Consider the following 15,841-nt stretch of genomic DNA (forward strand, 5'->3'; position numbering starts at 1 on the left):
TCAGCCCGGCCGCCTGCGCGACCATGCGCCGACGAAGGTCGGCAGCGCAAAGACGCCCTGCATGGCGACGACCTCGGTGCGCAAGCGGTCGGCAAAGCTATCCAGCGCCAGCTCGGCTTCAGTGGCGACACCGAGCTTGACGATATGCGGCAGGTTGCTGCGCAGGCCGCTCGCCATATAGTCGTAACCATCGAAATCCGTCCCGCCTCCGGCCGGCGCAAACAGGCTCATGCGTGGCGCCGGAAGCCCGGCGGCGACGAAGGCGCCATGCAACGACAATCCCATCCGGTTGTTCAGACCCGCCCGGCGGAACATCTCCTTCACGGTGCCCCAAGCCTGCGACAGCAGCGGCGACGGCGGATTGGCGATCGGCCCCTCGCCCCAGTCGAGATCCTGGAACGCCACGATGCCATCGGGCTTGATATGCCCGAGCAAGCGCCGGATCAATGCCGCGGGATCCTTCACATAGATCAGCACGAGCCGGCCGACGACCGCATCGAAATCCCGATCCAGCTCGATCGTGCTGATATCTCCGACCTGGAACGAGACGTGGCGGAGGCCGAGCGAGCGCGCCGCGCCCGCGGCTTCTTCGACGATGGCGGGGTTGCTGTCGACCCCGACCACCGCTCCGCTTTCGCCGACCAGGCCCGCGGCAATGAAGGATACGTTGCCGGCTCCGCTTCCGATGTCGAGCACTTTCATGCCCTGCGAGAGCCCGGCCTCCTTCAGGAGTTGCCATGTGGACGCATCATAGAGCTGCGACTGGCGCTTGAGCCTGTCGGTTTCCGCAGCCGAACGCCCCATCACGTAGTTCGGATCATAGCCGGACGTCTCTTGCATGGATCTACCCGTCTTCGGTTCGTAAAATAGAGGCTGCCGCGGCCGTGCTCACTCCGGCTGCAGGCTCAACAGGAAAGTCTGCAGATCCGCCGCGAAACGTTGCTCGAACGCGATGGAGCGGTGGGGTGAATGGCCGCAACTCTCGTAGCGAACGATGTCGGCACGCGGATTGTCGTGAGCGAAGCGCGCATCGTGGTCCTCCAGCAGGGCCGCCCCACATCCAGGGTCGGCCTGAATGATCCTGACGGGACAAAGGAATTCCCGCTTGGTCGGAATCGCCGCAAGAACCGAGGTACCAACGTTTCCGTCCGCCCAGCACCGCCCGTCCTGTCGCTGCAGCGCAGACGCATGGCTCAGCAGATGACGGGGACCGAAATGATCGCGGCCGATCCCGCCCATCGGCGTCGGAGAGTCTGCAACGAACGCCAGATACGTGCCGAGCGGCGCGCGCGCCTGCTGCCACGCGGACTGACGCGCGCTGACGATCGCAAATAGTTTTGGGAATGCCGACTTCTCCCACTCGCCTGGCTGGCCAAGATACCACGGCGGGTCTTCGAGCAAGGCGGCGCGCACGCTGGCATTGCCACTTTGCGCCAGCACCCCGGCAACGCAGCCGCCGAGCGAGTGTCCGACGATCGCCGCCGGACGCCCGATCGCGGCCAATGCGGTCTCGGCGTCCGACACATAATCGGCGAGCGAGTAGCCCGAGGCCCGATCCGAGTGCCCGTGTCCCCGGAAATCCAGCGTCCAGACCCGATATCGATCCTTCAGCCGATCGCCGAGTTCCTGCCATGTGTCCCGGCTGAGCGACAGTCCGTGCAGAAACAGGATCGGTTCACCGTCCGCCGGGCCAACGACCGAAGCAGCAAGCCTGACGCCGTCATTGTCGAGTGTAATATCGGTCACCGAACATCACCGTTACGAAATTCCATCAGCATTAGACACCGGCCGGCTGGCTTGCCGCTCGGCGCGAGCTACCGTCCGCCGATCTCAGCGTCCGATCTGCCGGAACTTGTCTGTGAGGCCGTCGAGATAACCGACCCAGGTCGAATTGATCGGCTGGTTCTCGATCAGCGCGTGGAAGCGGATCATCATGCAGATCAGGAATAGCGGCTGGATGAATGCAGCGCGCACCGTCACCGCCAGCAGGGCCGCAGTGAAGACGGTGAACATGGCGCCGTACTCCCTGACAGCCTCCGGCGACCAGACGGTCACCACTCCGGCGGGGACCAGCAGCACCAGGCAAAGCAGGATGCTCAGGATCCGCTCGACGATGACCATCCAGACCGACGTCGCCAGGATCGGCTTGGCGTTCTGGCAATAATAGACCAGTCCGTCCTGGATGTTGCGCCTCGGATCGTCGCCGCCGCGCGCCAGATCGTAGGACAGCACGACCTTGTCCAGATAGCGCGTCGCGGCCGACAGGATGGTGTTGAGCAGACCGACGATCGCCTTCATGCCCGGCGCCGGCAGCCAATCGCCAAGCGTGTCGAGCGCATTGTGAAACGCACGGAGCACGGCGCGGATCAGCGCGTTAAGCCCGAACAGGACCGCGACCTCGCCGAACCGGTCCATCACGATCCGGCGGCCATAGGCAAACTGCCCCTCGGTGCCATTGCCGATGCTGCCGCGCGTCATCAGCTCGGTCAGCACGGCGACATGGCCGCAGGCGATCATGTGAAGCGTGTAGCGCAGGATGGCGCCCCAGATCCATCCGCCGAGCAACAGAACGCCAAGCAGCCAGCAATAGCCGAACACGCTGGCAACGTGGGTGCCGAGCCAGACTGCGCCGCCCACCGCAACCACGGCCCAGAGGGCGCACGCCGCGGCAAAGGCCAGCAGCACGCCCCAGCGCGCCAGCGCGTAGGGCAAGGTTTCGACCAACAGCTTCAGCGCCGTCGCCAAACCATGATCGCGAACCAGCAACGGATAGGAGTGGGACGCCCCCTGGGACTGTCCCGTGGCGCGCCAATCGGCTGAGCCGCCGCGGCCGCCGCCATTGCTCAGGCTGATGTCAGACACGTGTTGCCTCTTGCTGGCTCTTGGGTTGCCGTGATCGATCGAAATCCGATGGAATGGGATCGTTTTGGGAATCGTTATTGCGGGATCAGCTCGACGCGCTGACTGACGCGGCAATCTGCCTTTTCGGTCGCGGACCGGGCGTCACAGCGCCAACACCTCCGGGGCTGGCAGAGGGTTGGTCCGTTGGCGCTGTGACCCGGCACAGCCGCGACATCGATCAGGGAGGAGCGCCGATGTCGCGGCCAGCGATCATTGACCGGCGGCCGGCAGCTCGGTGTAGTTGCCGTCCTTGTCGCGGCGGTACACGACGTAATCGATCAGGGTGATGTCACCCTTCGGCGTGTAGCTGATGTTGCCGAGCACGGTGTCCCAGTTTCCGCTCTTGATGGTCGCTGCGATCTTCTTGGCGTCCGTGGTCTGGGCGCGGGCGACGGCCTGGCTCCAGATCTGGAACGCGGCATAGCTGTAGAGCGTGTAGCCGTCCGGATCGATGCCCTTGTCCTTGAACTTCTTCAAGGTCGCGGCCGCGGTCACTTTCTTCCGCGGATCCGGCGAGAAGGTGAACAGCGAGCCCTCGGCAAGCGGACCCGCGATCGCGGCGAACTGCTTGTCGACCAGGGCGTCGCCGCCCATCAGCACGGCATTGACGCCCTGCTCGCGCATCTGGCGCAGGATCAACGCTGCTTCGGCGTAGTAGCCACCGACATAGACGAAATCGATCGATTCCTTCTTGAAGCGGGACACCAGCGCGGCGAAATCCTTGTCGCCCTTGGTGTAGGCTTCATAGAGCTTTTCCTTCACGCCCGCCGCGTTGATGGCGTTCTTGGTCTCGTCGGCAAGACCTTTGCCATAGGTCGTCTTGTCGTGGATGATCGCGACGTTCTTGGCCTTGTAGTTCTTGATGATATAGGCCGCCGCGACCATACCCTGCTGGTCATCCCGGCCGCAGACGCGGAACGTGTTCCACAATCCGCGCTCGGTGAACAGCGGGTTGGTCGAGCCGGGCGTGATCTCCAGCACGTTGCCCTCGGCGTAGGCGTCCGAGGCGGGGATCGAGGTCGACGAGCAGAAGTGCCCAACCACGAACGGAATCTTCGCGCCCGCCATCTTCTCGGCAACCGACACCGCCTGCTTCGGATCGCAGGCGTCGTCACCGACTTCCAGCTTCAGCTTCTTGCCGAGCACGCCGCCCGCCGCATTGATGTCGGCGATGGCAAGGTCAGCACCGTTCTTGAACTGCTGGCCGAAGCTCGCCTCCGAGCCGGTCATCGGCCCAACCACGGCAACACTGATATCTTGGGCCATGGCCGCGCCGGACAATGCCAAGCTGACGCCAAGCGCAAGAAAGTATCCTCGAAGTGCAGACTTCATCACATTCTCCTCGATGGTCTCAAGTCGCCTCAATGCATCGCAGCCGACTCATATCGCCGACCGCAACGATCACCGGGGGCTGCCTTGTATGCGCGCGATGGCAAGCAGGCTCGGACTGGGGCGACGGGGGATTGGACATATGCGACATTGGGCAACAATGTGAAACACGTTGCCGTGCATTGGTGCCTGGAATCACCCTGTGTGCGCGACAGCACGTAGCTGGTCGTTGTCCGATCACGGCCGCACCAGCGGTTCGGGCTCGGCCGGCTTGACGTTTGCGCCGACCGGCGCCGCGGCCTCGACCGCGCCTTTCAGCTCGATCTCGTAATAGCCGCCGACCTTGATCGCGCCCCATTGCGTCGAGACCGCAAGGTTGATGCGCTGTCGCGCCGGCAGATCAGCATCGGTGTGGCGGTGAGCGACGGCGCCCTGAGACAGGACTTCGATATGCGACAGCCGAACGCCGTCCGCATTCCAGAAGTCGAAGTTGAGATACTGCGGCAGCGGACGACCGAACACGCCCATCTCTTTGAAGGCCAGTTCGACGTCGACATGGCCCGGCCCCGCCATGAAGGTGTAATAATGGCCGCGGACATCATTGGTGATGTTGGCGCGATTGACACCCAGGCCGAGCACCGTCGGATGATGCGGATCGGTGGACTGCGCCGATGCCGGGCCAGCCAGGGCGCAGGTCCAGAGCAGCAGGCAGAGGGCCGCATTCGTCATGGCTGGAACGCGCCGGCGCTAATTTGGATTCGGAACGAAGATGACAATCTTCAAATCGCGCGACGGCCTGAAATTGGTGTGCCTCACCTCGAAGCGGGTTGGTCCGGTCTTCTTGACGCCATCGGCACAGAAGCTGACGAGATTGTTCGGCTCGCCCTTGTCGATGGTGAGGTGGAAGTCGCCGATCGGTGCCGCCCAGTTGGCGCCGGTCGAGAGCACATAGGCAATCGACCGTTCACTGAACGGCGGATAGGGTGCGTGCCTGGTCGCACGCGCCCGCTCGATGCTGCGGATCAGGTCGTCGTCGATGCAATAGGACGCGAGGAATTCCCGCGCTTCCGGATTGTTGCGCCAGTTGTCGGCGCCGATGATCGTCTGCACCGAGCCGCCGACGCTCGGACGATAGGTCTGCTCGAACGTGATCTCCCGGCCCGCCGGGAAGGTCTGCGTCCAGGTATAGGCCGAGCGCAACGTCCAGGTCGGCACCAGGTGATCCTGCATCGGGCCACCCGACCCGTAGGTCTCGATGGCACCGACGCCGAGCTTGACGAGTTCCGGCCAGTTTGATTTCGGGACCTTGTCGAGCAGTTCGCCCGCGGGCCCCCTGATCGGCATCAGCGGAATTCCGAGCTTCCGCAGCAGCACCGTCTGGTCGACGTCGTTCGCGAGCGCCGTCTGCTCGAGACGCGTCGCGGCCGCCTTGCCGTCGACGCTGACGTGGAAGTCAAAGATGTTTTCGGGATCGTCGGTCGGAAGCCCGATATTCTCATCCCCGTCCTTGCCGACGATGTCAGGCATCGGGAACGCGATCATGATGGTCTTGTCGGCGGCCGAGGTGTTGAAGAAGCGGTAGACGATCCGGATCTGCTTCTCGGAGATGAACAGATCCTCCGAGCGCATCACGATATCAGGGTCTTGCTTGAAGCGCAGGCCTCCGGTTTCCAGCGCGGCGGAGGTGTCGTTCGCCCGCGCGCACCAGGGCATCAGCCCGGCAAGCAGGACTAGAAAAGCCCCTTTGGCTCTCGGAGGCATGTTCATTCCCTCTCTCTTGATTGGGGAAGCAAACTCGCGGCAGTCAATCGCATCCGTCCTTGACCGGGAAAAAATCGGAGACGTCGACATGCGTCGTCTCGATCGGCAGAACGACCCAACTGTTTATCTCGAGATGAGCGCAAAGCTTGACGACGGCGATCGATTTCCGGCCCTGCCAGGCCGTCACCGTGAATCCGATCGGGACAGCGCTGCGCTCGAGAACATGCAGCTTGGCGATACCGGCGGCAGGGCCGGCCGCAAGCGAGATCGTGATTTCGCCGGCGCTGGTGCCACCAGGCTGGATCGCCGATTGCCGCGGTGGTCCAAACGAGAGTTCGCTCCCGGCCGAGACCACGACGGTCTGCTGGAACCCGTTCTCGATCCTGAGCACAGGTTTCGCACCCGCGGCCTCGGTCGGCGCTATTCCCGCTGGAAGGCAGAGAAGCACTGATGCTGATCGAATGAGCGAAACCGACATGAGCGCAATCCTTCCTGAATGAGTGCGCGCAGAGCCGAACAGGTTCGCTGCATCGCGAGCTCTCCCTGCGTTCAGTATCGATGCACGCGCAGCCTTCGCTGCGAACGATCTTGAACGGCAACCACTCCTCCTATCGCGCAACGATTACATTCCAGGCCGTGTCAGGCTCGGGACGATGGATCTCGACTGCTCGGAACCCCGCCTGCCGCAAGGCATGTTCAACATCGCCTGTGGTTCGAAAGGTGAAGATGTCTTTGGGAAATCCCAAGCGCCCCATCGCATCGGCCGGCAGGAAGCCGAGCGCAAGCACGCCACCTGCCTTGAGCACCCGCCTGAGCTCGCCGGCACCTGCAGGCAGCGATCGCCAGAAGTACACCGTGTTGACGCTGCATACCTTGTCGAACTGACCGCTCTGAAGCGGCAAGGCCTCGATTTCTCCGATCCGGAAGTCGGCGCGTCCGGCATCGATCGCAATCCGATATCGCGCAGTCGCCCACGCCACCACATCCCGCGAGCGATCGACCGCCGTCAGATGAGCAGCGCGATCCAGCAAGGGGCCGAGCGTAGCGCCGCCACCGAACCCGATCTCGGCCACGCGGTCGGAGGACTTCACATCGAGCAATTGCAGCGCAAAGCGGTTCATCCGGCTGTTGCGCCGGTTCATCAGGCCGCCGACAAAACGGCCGAAGACGCCGCGCGGGTGAGCGAGATGGCGAGCGATCAAGCGAGGCGGAGCCATTATTCTTCCCGAACCGATTTCAAGACCCGTGATGCAGGAGGCTGATAACCGCGCAGCCGACCGATGACCGCCAGGCCCGCGAGCGCGGGACGAAGCAGCCACTGCGGACCGGCGAGGCAAAACACGTCGCGATAGGCAGTCAGATACACGCCGAACGCCAACAATCCTGGCATTCCGTCGCGGCCGACGCGCCCCGTGCGCTGCAAACCATCCAGCGCCATAAACCGTTCGAGGGTTCGCTTCGGCGGCGTCGTGACCCAGACCGCGCGTACCGGATCGCTGCCAGCATTCCACATGCGATGTGGCGTACCGCGCGGCACGTCACATGTTGCACCCGGACCGAGTTCCTTCTTCTGTCCGTCAAGCACGACGTGAAGGCGGCCGGCAAGGATTTCGAAATGCTCGTCCTGCGCGGGATGGAAATGCGCGGGAGGTGGCCGCCCGCCCGGCGAATAGACGACCTCCACAGTCAGATGATCGGAACGCACTTCACGGACGGTCACCGACTCGTGCGGGGTCAACTTGAAGGTTCGAGCCGCGGCAGCGTCACGCGACGATGGCAAGGTGATGTGATCCATTGATTTCCTCGTCGCACCCCGCTCCGTTCGAAACTGCCCGTGCATTCGTGGAATCGTCCCGAAGGCAAGAACAGGCGGGAACGGCCTTTTAGGTGCTTCGCGGACGTGCGGCACGGACCGACGCGACAGTGATTTGGACATATGCGACATTTGTCGCCGCCTGTCGCAGGCTTATCAGGCGGCAGGGTCGTCTCAGACCAGCCGCCCGCTCATGATCGCCCGCTCGGACGCCGCGATCGACGGCAGCATCGCATGGCCTGCCGAACCGAAGGCTGCGTGCGGCGCGATGTTGATGTGCGCGAATGAGCCGGTGTTGTCGGCAGAACGTCAGCGGCGGCTGATCGAACAGGTCCGGCGGCTGCCCGGATGCGGCGAACCGTAGCAACCCGCCACGCGTCTGCGCGGCCGAGGACCCGAGACATTCGGTCAGGAACGCCGCGGCACCGTGCGAATATCCGACGGCGTCATGCCGTATTGCCGGCGGAAGGTGCGATTGAAGTAGGACAGGTCGCCGAACCCGACCTCGAACGCGATCGTGCCGATGGTACTACGGCTGTGGCGCGGGTCGGTCAATAAATGATGCGCGCGTGCGAGGCGCTGGCCGAGCACGAATTCCGAGAATGTCGAACCCGCGTTCTCGAACAGCCGCTGAATACGGCGCGGCGTCAGCTTCAGCCGGGCAGCCACCGCGGGCAGCGAGAGGTCGCCATAGCTGAGATTGGCGCTGATGTCGGCCTTGACCGCGGCGAGCCGCGCAGCCGCGAGTCCGCCGTCTTCCGCAGCAGCCGCTGCATCCCGGTTGGCGCCGATGATCAGCGCGCCGAGATCGATCAGATGCTTGACAACGGCGCCGCGCAACTCCGGAGTCGAAAGCTGGTAGCTGTCGTCGAGCTCCCTGATGTAAAGCGCCAGGAGGCGCATCGCCTCGGTGTTCGCTGGCAGCGCGCGGATCAGCATGTCCTCGGGATCGTTGACCAGCGATGCCAGCGCCATGCGTGGCAGCCGGAGACCGACGAAGCGGCTCGGCGACACCGGGACCACCATGTTGCCCGCTTCCGCGCTCGAATGCAGCACTGCCTGACCCGGACCGAGCTCAATATCGCGGCCGCGCTGGGAGGCGCGGGTGTTGCCGCTCGTGATGATCGTCAGCACCAAATCGTCGGTGCCGTCCAGCAATTCGCGCGGTCTTGCGATCTTGAGATTGCTGCACGCCCAGGATCCGATGCCGAGCCCGGACAACTCGCGTACATTCGCTTCGGCGTGAAACGCGCCGTCGTGGAGCGGCTCCGGATCGAGCTTGACGATCATGCGCCCGATCTGCTCGCGAAAGATCGGCAGGCGATCGCGCTCGCCGAAATGCGCGGTCGAGAACCGGAATCCTGTGATATCGCCCGACTGCATTGTCATCGGCTCGCCCTCATGGCGGCGGACGTCGCCGCTCATATACGGCTGATTTGTGGCGGCGCACACCGCAGCATGGGGGCCATGCAACGCGACGTTGAATGTGAACCTTTCACCGGTTCCACCGATGCTTCGATCTGACAAGTGTCAAGGGTTGCGCATAAGCTTCGCAAATGCGCGGTCTCGTGCAACGCGCGCGAAACTGCTCCGATCAAATTGTATTTGTTGCGCCCGAATTCGCGACCGGGACTAAAATCGTGTTCGCTCCGATCGGCCCGAAGACGCCGTCCGACTGGGCGCGCGGATAAATATAATTGACTGACCGGACGGTCAATAGTAATCCGGTTCGCAGGTCATGCGACCTCGGTCATCAGAAGCCGCAACGGGAGGTAATCATGGTCAGCAATTTGGTGTTGACCGATATCCGCGCCGGATATCGCGTCCTGACCCTCAACAGACCCGACCGCCTGAATTCATTCAGCGCCGATCTGCACAAAGCGTTGATGGCCGCGTTGACCGCGGCCGAGCAGGACAAATCCTGCCGCGCGCTGATCCTGACCGGAGCCGGGCGCGGATTCTGCGCCGGGCAGGATCTCTCGGACGACGTGTTCACGCCGGGCGAAACGCCTGATCTCTCGGTGCCGATCGAAAATTACTACAACCCCCTGGTGCGCAAGCTGCGCAGCCTTCCGATGCCGGTCGTGTGCGCCGTCAACGGCGTGGCCGCGGGCGCCGGCGCGAACGTGGCGCTTGCCTGCGATATCGTGATCGCCGCGCGATCGGCCAAGTTCATTCAGGCCTTCGCGAAGCTCGGCCTCGTCCCGGATTCCGGCGGCACCTGGTTCCTGCCGCGGCTCGTCGGCCCGGCGCGGGCTCGTGCCTTGGCCATGCTGGCCGAACCGGTTTCCGCGGAGCGGGCGGAGACATGGGGCATGATCTGGAAAGTGGTCGAGGACTCCGACCTGATGATGGAGGCCCATGCGCTCGCCGCCTCGCTCGCGACGCAACCGACCGATGGTCTTGCGTTGATCAAGCAGGCGCTCGATGCCTCCGAGACCAACACGCTCGATGCGCAGCTCACGCTTGAGCGCGACCTGCAGGGACGCGCGGGCCGGTCGGCAGACTATGCCGAGGGCGTCACCGCGTTCCTTGAAAAACGCGCGCCACGCTTCACCGGACGAGCCTAACCGCAGATTGAACATTCCGCCGGCAAGTCGATACGCATCAATGATCACCAGTCAGAGGATCCCAATTTCGATGACACAGCCTCAGCCCAGCGGCGCGCAGTCGTCCGACAAGACCATGAAACTCGACAGCTTCGTTCGCGGAAAGTGGTCCGGCGCGGGAGAATTCGCCACCGAGATCCGCAGCGCCGTCACCGGCGACGTGGTCGCGCTCGCGACCAGGAGCGATCTCGACATGCGCGAGATCCTCGCCTATGGCCGCGCGATCGGCGGCAAGAATCTCCGCAAGCTGTCGTTCCACCAGCGTGCCGGCCTGCTGAAGACGCTGGCCGACTATCTGAGCCAGCACAAGGACCGGCTTTACAAACTCTCGCTCCATGCCGGCGCGACCCGCACCGACGCCATGATCGACGTCGATGGCGGCATTGGCACGCTGTTCGCCTATGCCAGCAAGGGACGCCGCGAGCTACCGAATACCAGATACCTGCTCGACGGCAATGTCGAGGGGCTTTCCAAGGGCGGCGCATTCGCCGGCCAGCACGTCGTCACGCCGTTGCACGGCGTTGCCGTGCATATCAACGCATTCAACTTCCCGTGCTGGGGTATGCTGGAGAAGCTGGCGCCGGCGCTGCTCGCCGGCGTACCCGTCGTCACCAAGCCCGCGACCGTCACCTCCTACGTTGCCTACGAGCTGGCGCGGATGATCACCGAATCCGGCGCGCTGCCCGAAGGCGTCCTGCAATTCATCGTCGGATCAACCGGCGACCTGTTCGATCACCTCACCTGCCAGGACGTGGTGTCCTTCACCGGCTCGGCCGACACATCGCAAAAGCTCCAACGGCATCCGGTCATCGCGCGCGAAGCGGTCCGGTTCATCGCCGAGCGGGATTCGCTCAATGCGGCAATCCTCGCGCCGGACGCCGTGCCGGGAACCCCGGAGTTCGACCTCTTCATCAAGGAGGTGGCGAAGGAGATGACGGTCAAGGCCGGGCAGAAATGCACCGCGATCCGCCGCGCATTGGCGCCGTCGGCGCAGATCGACGCCGTTGTCACGGCGCTGCGCGAGCGTCTCGCCAAGGTCACGATCGGCAATCCCGAGAACGACAAGGTCAGGATGGGACCGCTGGTCGGCCTCGCCCAGCGCAGCGATGTGCTTGCCCATGTCGCGAAGCTTCGCACCGAGGCCGAACTGGTGGCCGGCGATCCCGACAACTTCCCGCTGGTCGACGCCGACGCCAAGCGCGGCGCCTTCGTCCCACCGCTGCTGCTGCACTGCACGAAACCGGTGGCCGCAACCGCGGTGCATGAGATCGAGGCGTTCGGGCCGGTCTGCACCGTGATGGGCTATGACGATCTCGACCAGGCCATCGCGCTGACCAATCGCGGCGGCGGCAGCCTCGTCGCATCGGTCTACACCCACGACATCCCGACCGCGACCGAACTTGCGTTCGGCATCGGCAGCTTTCACGGCCGGGTCGCGATCATCGACCGCGACTGCGCGACCGAGCACACCGGGCACGGCTCGCCGATGCCGCAGATGGTTCACGGCGGCCCGGGCCGCGCCGGCGGCGGGGAGGAACTGGGCGGAGTCCGCAGCCTGCAGCATTACATGCAGCGCACTGCGTTGCAGGGCTCGCCGGCGATGCTGTCCGGCGTCACCGGCCGCTGGTTCAAGGGCAGCCCGATGCTCGAAGGCGACCTGCACCCGTTCCGCTACCACTACGACGATCTCGAGATCGGCCGCACGCTGGTCTCCAAGGCGCGGCAGATCACGCTCGACGACATCGAGCACTTCGCGCATTTCACGGGCGACACCTTCTACGCCCACATGGACGAGGAAGCGACCAGGGGGCATCCGTTCTTCCCGGGTCGCGTCGCGCATGGCTATCTGCTGCTGTCGTTCGCAGCCGGCCTGTTCGTCGATCCCGACTACGGACCGGTGCTCGCAAATTACGGGCTCGACTCGCTGCGCTTCGTCAAACCTGTGCAGCCGGGCGAACAGATCCAGGTGCGGCTGACCGCGAAGGAGAAGACGCCGCGCAACAAACAGTACGGCGAGGTGCGCTGGGACGTCGAGATCACGACCGGCACCGGCGAGACCGCGGCGACCTACGAGCTTCTGACGATGAACGCGATGCGGTCGTAACGCTCAGAGCAACTCGGCCTGCCGGCTGCGGCCGGCGGGCTTTGCCTTGCTGCGCGGCCGGGTGATGGCCGCCTCTTCCGCGCCGGCCAACACCAGTTGCGCGACGAAGTCGGCGTATTCGGCGCGGGTCATCGGCCCGCCCTCGCGAAACCACATGTAGTGCCAGTTCAGCATGCCGAAGACGCTCATCGTTAACGGCTTGAGCACGCGCTTCTGCTTGGCCGTCGGCACAGCCGCGGCGAGCGCATCCGACATGATCCCGACCAGGGTCCGCTCGCTCGCAAGCAGCGGCTGTTGCTTGTCCTTCGGCAGCAGCTTGAGGCTCGCAATCTGGACCTGATGCTCGGCGTCAGCATGCCGGTAGAGCTCGAGCAAGGTCGCCACGATCGTCCTGAAGCGCTCAACCGGATCGCCGGCCGATGCGCTCGCCTTCCGGACCGCCGCCACGAGCTTCTCGAGATGCGACGACAGGATATCGAACAGGATCGCCTCCTTGTCGGGGTAATAGTGATAGAGCAGCGCCTTCGAGACACCGCAGGCGTCGGCGATGGTGTTCATCGACGTGCCGACATAGCCCGACGCGGCAAACAGCTCGGCGGAGCGATGCAGCATCGAGAGACGCTTGTCGTCGTAATCCTTGGCGCGCGATCGGGCCATGTCCTGTCAGTTCCACCTGCCGGCTATTCGGCGCTCGCCTCGAGGGGCAAATCACCACCGGCCCAAAGCCATGTCCGGCGTGGCGATTCATTGACCATCCGGTCGGACAATTCTACGACGTATACGGAATAGGTGGCGACGTTGCAATCCGCACCTTGCAAACCAGCGCGGGAACATGGCGGTACGTCGCCGACGAGATGGCGAGCCGCGGTCGACCGCCCTGCCATCTCCACAAAGAGCGCGACACGCGCGTCAGGACGGCATCGGCCTGACGGTCGACGAACTCGTCACGCTCAACAAGCGCGTCAGGCGCTTCGCGACGCGTTGACCGCCTCAGGCGCGGGCTGATCGACGAGGGTCCTTCCCCCAGTTGTGATGCGATCGCTAGACCCAGCCGCCATCGACGATGTGGCTCTGGTTGGTGCAGGCGCCGCTGTCGTCGGCGGCGAAAAACAGGACGACACGGGCGATGTCGTCCGGCACGAGCTTGCGCTTGAGGCATTGGCGCTGCATCAGCTCGGCCACCCCTTCGGGCGTCAACCATAGATCCTGCTGCCGCTGGGTCATGATCCATCCGGGCAGGATGGAGTTGACCCGCACGTTGTGCGGCCCGAGATCGCGGGCCAACGCGCGGGTGAGGCCCTGAACCGCAGATTTGGCCGTGGTGTAGCAGGGCATGTTGCCCTGACCGATCACCCAGCTCACCGAGCCGATGTTGACGATCGAACCGCCCCCTGCCTGTTTCATGTCGGGTGCGACCGCCTGGGCGCTGAAGAACTGATGCTTCAGGTTGACGGCGAAGCGCTCGTCCCAGAATTCCGGTGTGACGTCCTCGATCGCGTGACGGTCGTCGCGCGCCGCGTTGTTGACCAGGATGGTGATCGGCCCGAGCGCCTCGCGGATACCGGCAACCGCGCGTCGCAGCGCGCCGATGTCGCGCAGGTCGGCGTGCTCGAAGTGCACGCGGGCATGCGCTCCCAAATCGGACAGCAGCTGCTCCGAAGACGTCACATCGATATCGATGAAGCCGACCCGCGCGCCCTGGCTGATGAACTGGCGGACGATGGCCTCGCCGATACCGGAACCGCCACCGGTGACCAGGACGGTCCGGTCCTTGAGGCTTGGATAGATGGCACCCTGCATTGGCATTCTCTCGCTTTGGCGCCTGAAGCGCGTCGGTTGCGTTGCTGCGGCTCAAGACAGGAGCCGCAGCTCCCGAGGTTCACTCGGTCGTCTCCATGTGATTTCGGTCCACAACCCGCAGCGTGCGCCGCACCATGCCGTCGACAATCGTCGCCGACTCGCTCGGACGAACATGGATCGCAGTGGACTTGAGCAGCCACGGCAACACGGCCTGCTCGAGCCGCTCCTCATAGGCAGCGCGCATCATGTCAAACGCCTGCAGGCCGGGACCTGCGAGGATCAAATGATGCGGGCGCAACACCGAGATCGTCGTGGCTACCGCTTCGGCAAGTGCGTAGCCCGCCTGCCGGAACAGCTGTTCGAGACGGGGATCGCCGGCGCGTGCCCGCGCGCGCAACAGGGCCATCTGCGCCTCGGATGGTTGCTGGGACACCGCCGGTGGCAGATCGAGAAAGGTGCGGGCGTCGCGGTAGAGCGCATAGTCGGCGAGATGGGCCTCGATGCAGCCGCGCTGACCGCAGCGGCATTGCGGACCGTTCGGCGTCAACTTGACATGGCCGATCTCGCTGCCCGCGCCGGCCCCCCAGCGCGCTTCACCGTCGACGACGATGCCCATGCCGATGCCGTGACCGACCATGAGCGTCGCCGTGAGGCCCTGCGCCAGCGCCGGCTCGGCCGCCACGAGGGCCAGCGCCACCGCGACCGCGTCGTTCGCCATCACGACGTCAACGCCGAATGCCTCGCGGATCGGTTTTGCCAGATCGACGTCGGTGATCGACAGCGCCGGGCTCCACAGATGCCGGCCGGTGTCGGCATCGACGATGCCCTGCAGCGCAATCCCGATTCCGAGCAGCCGGTCCCGCGGCGTGGCCGTCTCATCGAGCATGGCGTCGATCTGCGCGGTCACGAGGTCGCATAACCCGCCGGCATCGAGCCCGCGGGTCGTGAGCTCGAGCCGCGATTGTGCCCGGGCAGAGCCACTGAAATCGGCGAGCAATGTCTCGATCAGGTTCATGCGCAGCGAGACGGCAATGATGCGGCCGAACTCGGGGTTCAGGGTCAGCAGGACCGCCGGCCGGCCGCGGCGGCGGCCGTTCAGCCCATCCGCGTCCTCTTCGTCGGTATCGTCGGGCAACGACGCCGCCGCGTCCGTCTCGGCTTCGCACAGCAGGTCTTCCGCCATCAGCTTTGACGTGATGGCCGAAATGGCCGGAAAGCTCAGTCCCGTGCTGCGGGCGAGCTCGACGCGCGGCAATGGCCCCTGACGCCGCAAGACTTCGACGAGACGGCCACGGTTCGATCCGCGGGCCAGACTAGAAGCACGTCTCAGCGGTTCGGACTGCTCGTTCATGCCGGCTTTTTTAATTCGCTTGATAAAATTATTCAACGGATGAGCCTCAGACGTTGGCCAAAAAGCGTCGATAGCGGCCGAAATACATCACATTCCCACTATTTTTGCTTGAATACGCAAACGCGAACATCCTTGACTGGACATTTCGTCGCGCTAATTTATTAGTTACGTGA

General features: G+C 64.3%; 16 protein-coding genes. 3 read left to right on the top strand and 13 right to left on the bottom strand.

Going from position 1 to position 15,841, the window contains the following annotated elements; translation table 11 throughout:
* The 9 genes from ACVISU_RS11980 to ACVISU_RS12020 all read right to left on the bottom strand — a co-directional run bounded on the left by ACVISU_RS11980 (position 1) and on the right by ACVISU_RS12020 (position 7,786).
* Positions 1-840 (bottom strand): class I SAM-dependent methyltransferase, encoded by an 840-nt coding sequence (locus ACVISU_RS11980; RefSeq protein WP_456707072.1) that lies wholly within the window; start codon positions 838-840, stop codon positions 1-3.
* Positions 841-888: 48 nt separating this feature from the next.
* On the bottom strand, positions 889-1,746 hold the full coding sequence (locus tag ACVISU_RS11985) for an alpha/beta fold hydrolase (protein WP_456707073.1): 858 nt from the start codon (positions 1,744-1,746) through the stop codon (positions 889-891).
* Positions 1,747-1,830: 84 nt separating this feature from the next.
* Positions 1,831-2,862: a hypothetical protein gene (locus ACVISU_RS11990; protein WP_456707074.1), complete on the bottom strand. Its 1,032-nt coding sequence runs from the start codon at positions 2,860-2,862 to the stop codon at positions 1,831-1,833.
* 249 nt (positions 2,863-3,111) lie between these two features.
* Entirely contained in the window at positions 3,112-4,233 is a 1,122-nt protein-coding gene (locus tag ACVISU_RS11995) for a branched-chain amino acid ABC transporter substrate-binding protein (protein WP_456707075.1), read from the bottom strand.
* Positions 4,234-4,467: 234 nt separating this feature from the next.
* A complete protein-coding gene (locus ACVISU_RS12000; protein WP_456707076.1) occupies positions 4,468-4,959 on the bottom strand; it encodes a hypothetical protein in 492 nt (163 codons plus the stop codon).
* Positions 4,960-4,977: 18 nt separating this feature from the next.
* Entirely contained in the window at positions 4,978-5,997 is a 1,020-nt protein-coding gene (locus ACVISU_RS12005) for a DUF4424 domain-containing protein (protein WP_456707077.1), read from the bottom strand.
* A gap of 37 nt (positions 5,998-6,034) precedes the next feature.
* On the bottom strand, positions 6,035-6,469 hold the full coding sequence (locus ACVISU_RS12010; protein ID WP_456707078.1) for a hypothetical protein: 435 nt from the start codon (positions 6,467-6,469) through the stop codon (positions 6,035-6,037).
* A gap of 130 nt (positions 6,470-6,599) precedes the next feature.
* Complete coding sequence (locus ACVISU_RS12015; RefSeq protein WP_456707079.1) at positions 6,600-7,208, bottom strand: class I SAM-dependent methyltransferase; 609 nt, start codon at positions 7,206-7,208, stop codon at positions 6,600-6,602.
* Complete coding sequence (locus ACVISU_RS12020) at positions 7,208-7,786, bottom strand: cupin domain-containing protein (RefSeq protein ID WP_456707080.1); 579 nt, start codon at positions 7,784-7,786, stop codon at positions 7,208-7,210. The genes ACVISU_RS12015 and ACVISU_RS12020 overlap by 1 nt, the downstream gene beginning before the upstream one ends.
* 211 nt (positions 7,787-7,997) lie before the next feature.
* Between ACVISU_RS12020 and ACVISU_RS12025 the strand changes: the two genes are divergently transcribed.
* The gene (locus ACVISU_RS12025) at positions 7,998-8,168 is read left to right on the top strand and encodes a hypothetical protein (RefSeq protein WP_456707081.1); all 171 of its coding nucleotides are present in this window, start codon (positions 7,998-8,000) and stop codon (positions 8,166-8,168) included.
* A gap of 44 nt (positions 8,169-8,212) precedes the next feature.
* Here the strand turns inward: ACVISU_RS12025 and ACVISU_RS12030 are convergent, their stop codons facing one another.
* Positions 8,213-9,193 carry an AraC family transcriptional regulator gene (locus ACVISU_RS12030; RefSeq protein WP_456707082.1) on the bottom strand — a complete coding sequence of 327 codons (981 nt, stop codon included), beginning with the start codon at positions 9,191-9,193 and terminating at the stop codon, positions 8,213-8,215.
* Between the two features lie 389 nt (positions 9,194-9,582).
* On the opposite strand from ACVISU_RS12030, the gene paaG reads away from it, so the two are divergent.
* Both paaG and paaZ read left to right on the top strand, forming a co-directional pair.
* Complete coding sequence (gene paaG / locus ACVISU_RS12035) at positions 9,583-10,374, top strand: 2-(1,2-epoxy-1,2-dihydrophenyl)acetyl-CoA isomerase PaaG (protein ID WP_456707083.1); 792 nt, start codon at positions 9,583-9,585, stop codon at positions 10,372-10,374.
* A gap of 115 nt (positions 10,375-10,489) precedes the next feature.
* Positions 10,490-12,517: a phenylacetic acid degradation bifunctional protein PaaZ gene (paaZ, locus tag ACVISU_RS12040; RefSeq protein WP_456710811.1), complete on the top strand. Its 2,028-nt coding sequence runs from the start codon at positions 10,490-10,492 to the stop codon at positions 12,515-12,517.
* A 3-nt stretch (positions 12,518-12,520) separates the two neighbouring features.
* Here paaZ and ACVISU_RS12045 read toward each other — a convergent pair whose 3' ends face one another.
* The 3 genes from ACVISU_RS12045 to ACVISU_RS12055 all read right to left on the bottom strand — a co-directional run bounded on the left by ACVISU_RS12045 (position 12,521) and on the right by ACVISU_RS12055 (position 15,668).
* Positions 12,521-13,174, bottom strand: coding sequence for a TetR family transcriptional regulator (locus ACVISU_RS12045; protein WP_456707084.1), 654 nt, complete (start codon positions 13,172-13,174; stop codon positions 12,521-12,523).
* Between the two features lie 384 nt (positions 13,175-13,558).
* Positions 13,559-14,317 (bottom strand): SDR family NAD(P)-dependent oxidoreductase, encoded by a 759-nt coding sequence (locus ACVISU_RS12050; protein ID WP_050402334.1) that lies wholly within the window; start codon positions 14,315-14,317, stop codon positions 13,559-13,561.
* A 79-nt stretch (positions 14,318-14,396) separates the two neighbouring features.
* Positions 14,397-15,668, bottom strand: coding sequence for an ROK family protein (locus ACVISU_RS12055; protein ID WP_456707085.1), 1,272 nt, complete (start codon positions 15,666-15,668; stop codon positions 14,397-14,399).
* Positions 15,669-15,841 lie beyond the last annotated feature (173 nt).

The sequence above is a fragment of the Bradyrhizobium sp. USDA 4452 genome, from assembly GCF_054063575.1.

Excerpts from the sequence above, each read along its gene's own strand:
- ACVISU_RS12045 (WP_456707084.1), bottom strand. The coding sequence starts at position 13,174 with ATGGCCCGATCGCGCGCCAAGGATTACGACGACAAGCGTCTCTCGATG.
- paaG (WP_456707083.1), top strand. The coding sequence starts at position 9,583 with ATGGTCAGCAATTTGGTGTTGACCGATATCCGCGCCGGATATCGCGTC.
- ACVISU_RS12015 (WP_456707079.1), bottom strand. The coding sequence starts at position 7,208 with ATGGCTCCGCCTCGCTTGATCGCTCGCCATCTCGCTCACCCGCGCGGC.
- ACVISU_RS12020 (WP_456707080.1), bottom strand. The coding sequence starts at position 7,786 with ATGGATCACATCACCTTGCCATCGTCGCGTGACGCTGCCGCGGCTCGA.
- ACVISU_RS12055 (WP_456707085.1), bottom strand. The coding sequence starts at position 15,668 with ATGAACGAGCAGTCCGAACCGCTGAGACGTGCTTCTAGTCTGGCCCGC.
- ACVISU_RS12000 (WP_456707076.1), bottom strand. The coding sequence starts at position 4,959 with ATGACGAATGCGGCCCTCTGCCTGCTGCTCTGGACCTGCGCCCTGGCT.
- ACVISU_RS11995 (WP_456707075.1), bottom strand. The coding sequence starts at position 4,233 with ATGAAGTCTGCACTTCGAGGATACTTTCTTGCGCTTGGCGTCAGCTTG.
- paaZ (WP_456710811.1), top strand. The coding sequence starts at position 10,490 with ATGAAACTCGACAGCTTCGTTCGCGGAAAGTGGTCCGGCGCGGGAGAA.
- ACVISU_RS12005 (WP_456707077.1), bottom strand. The coding sequence starts at position 5,997 with ATGAACATGCCTCCGAGAGCCAAAGGGGCTTTTCTAGTCCTGCTTGCC.
- ACVISU_RS11980 (WP_456707072.1), bottom strand. The coding sequence starts at position 840 with ATGCAAGAGACGTCCGGCTATGATCCGAACTACGTGATGGGGCGTTCG.
- ACVISU_RS12025 (WP_456707081.1), top strand. The coding sequence starts at position 7,998 with ATGATCGCCCGCTCGGACGCCGCGATCGACGGCAGCATCGCATGGCCT.
- ACVISU_RS12010 (WP_456707078.1), bottom strand. The coding sequence starts at position 6,469 with ATGTCGGTTTCGCTCATTCGATCAGCATCAGTGCTTCTCTGCCTTCCA.
- ACVISU_RS12050 (WP_050402334.1), bottom strand. The coding sequence starts at position 14,317 with ATGCAGGGTGCCATCTATCCAAGCCTCAAGGACCGGACCGTCCTGGTC.
- ACVISU_RS12030 (WP_456707082.1), bottom strand. The coding sequence starts at position 9,193 with ATGACAATGCAGTCGGGCGATATCACAGGATTCCGGTTCTCGACCGCG.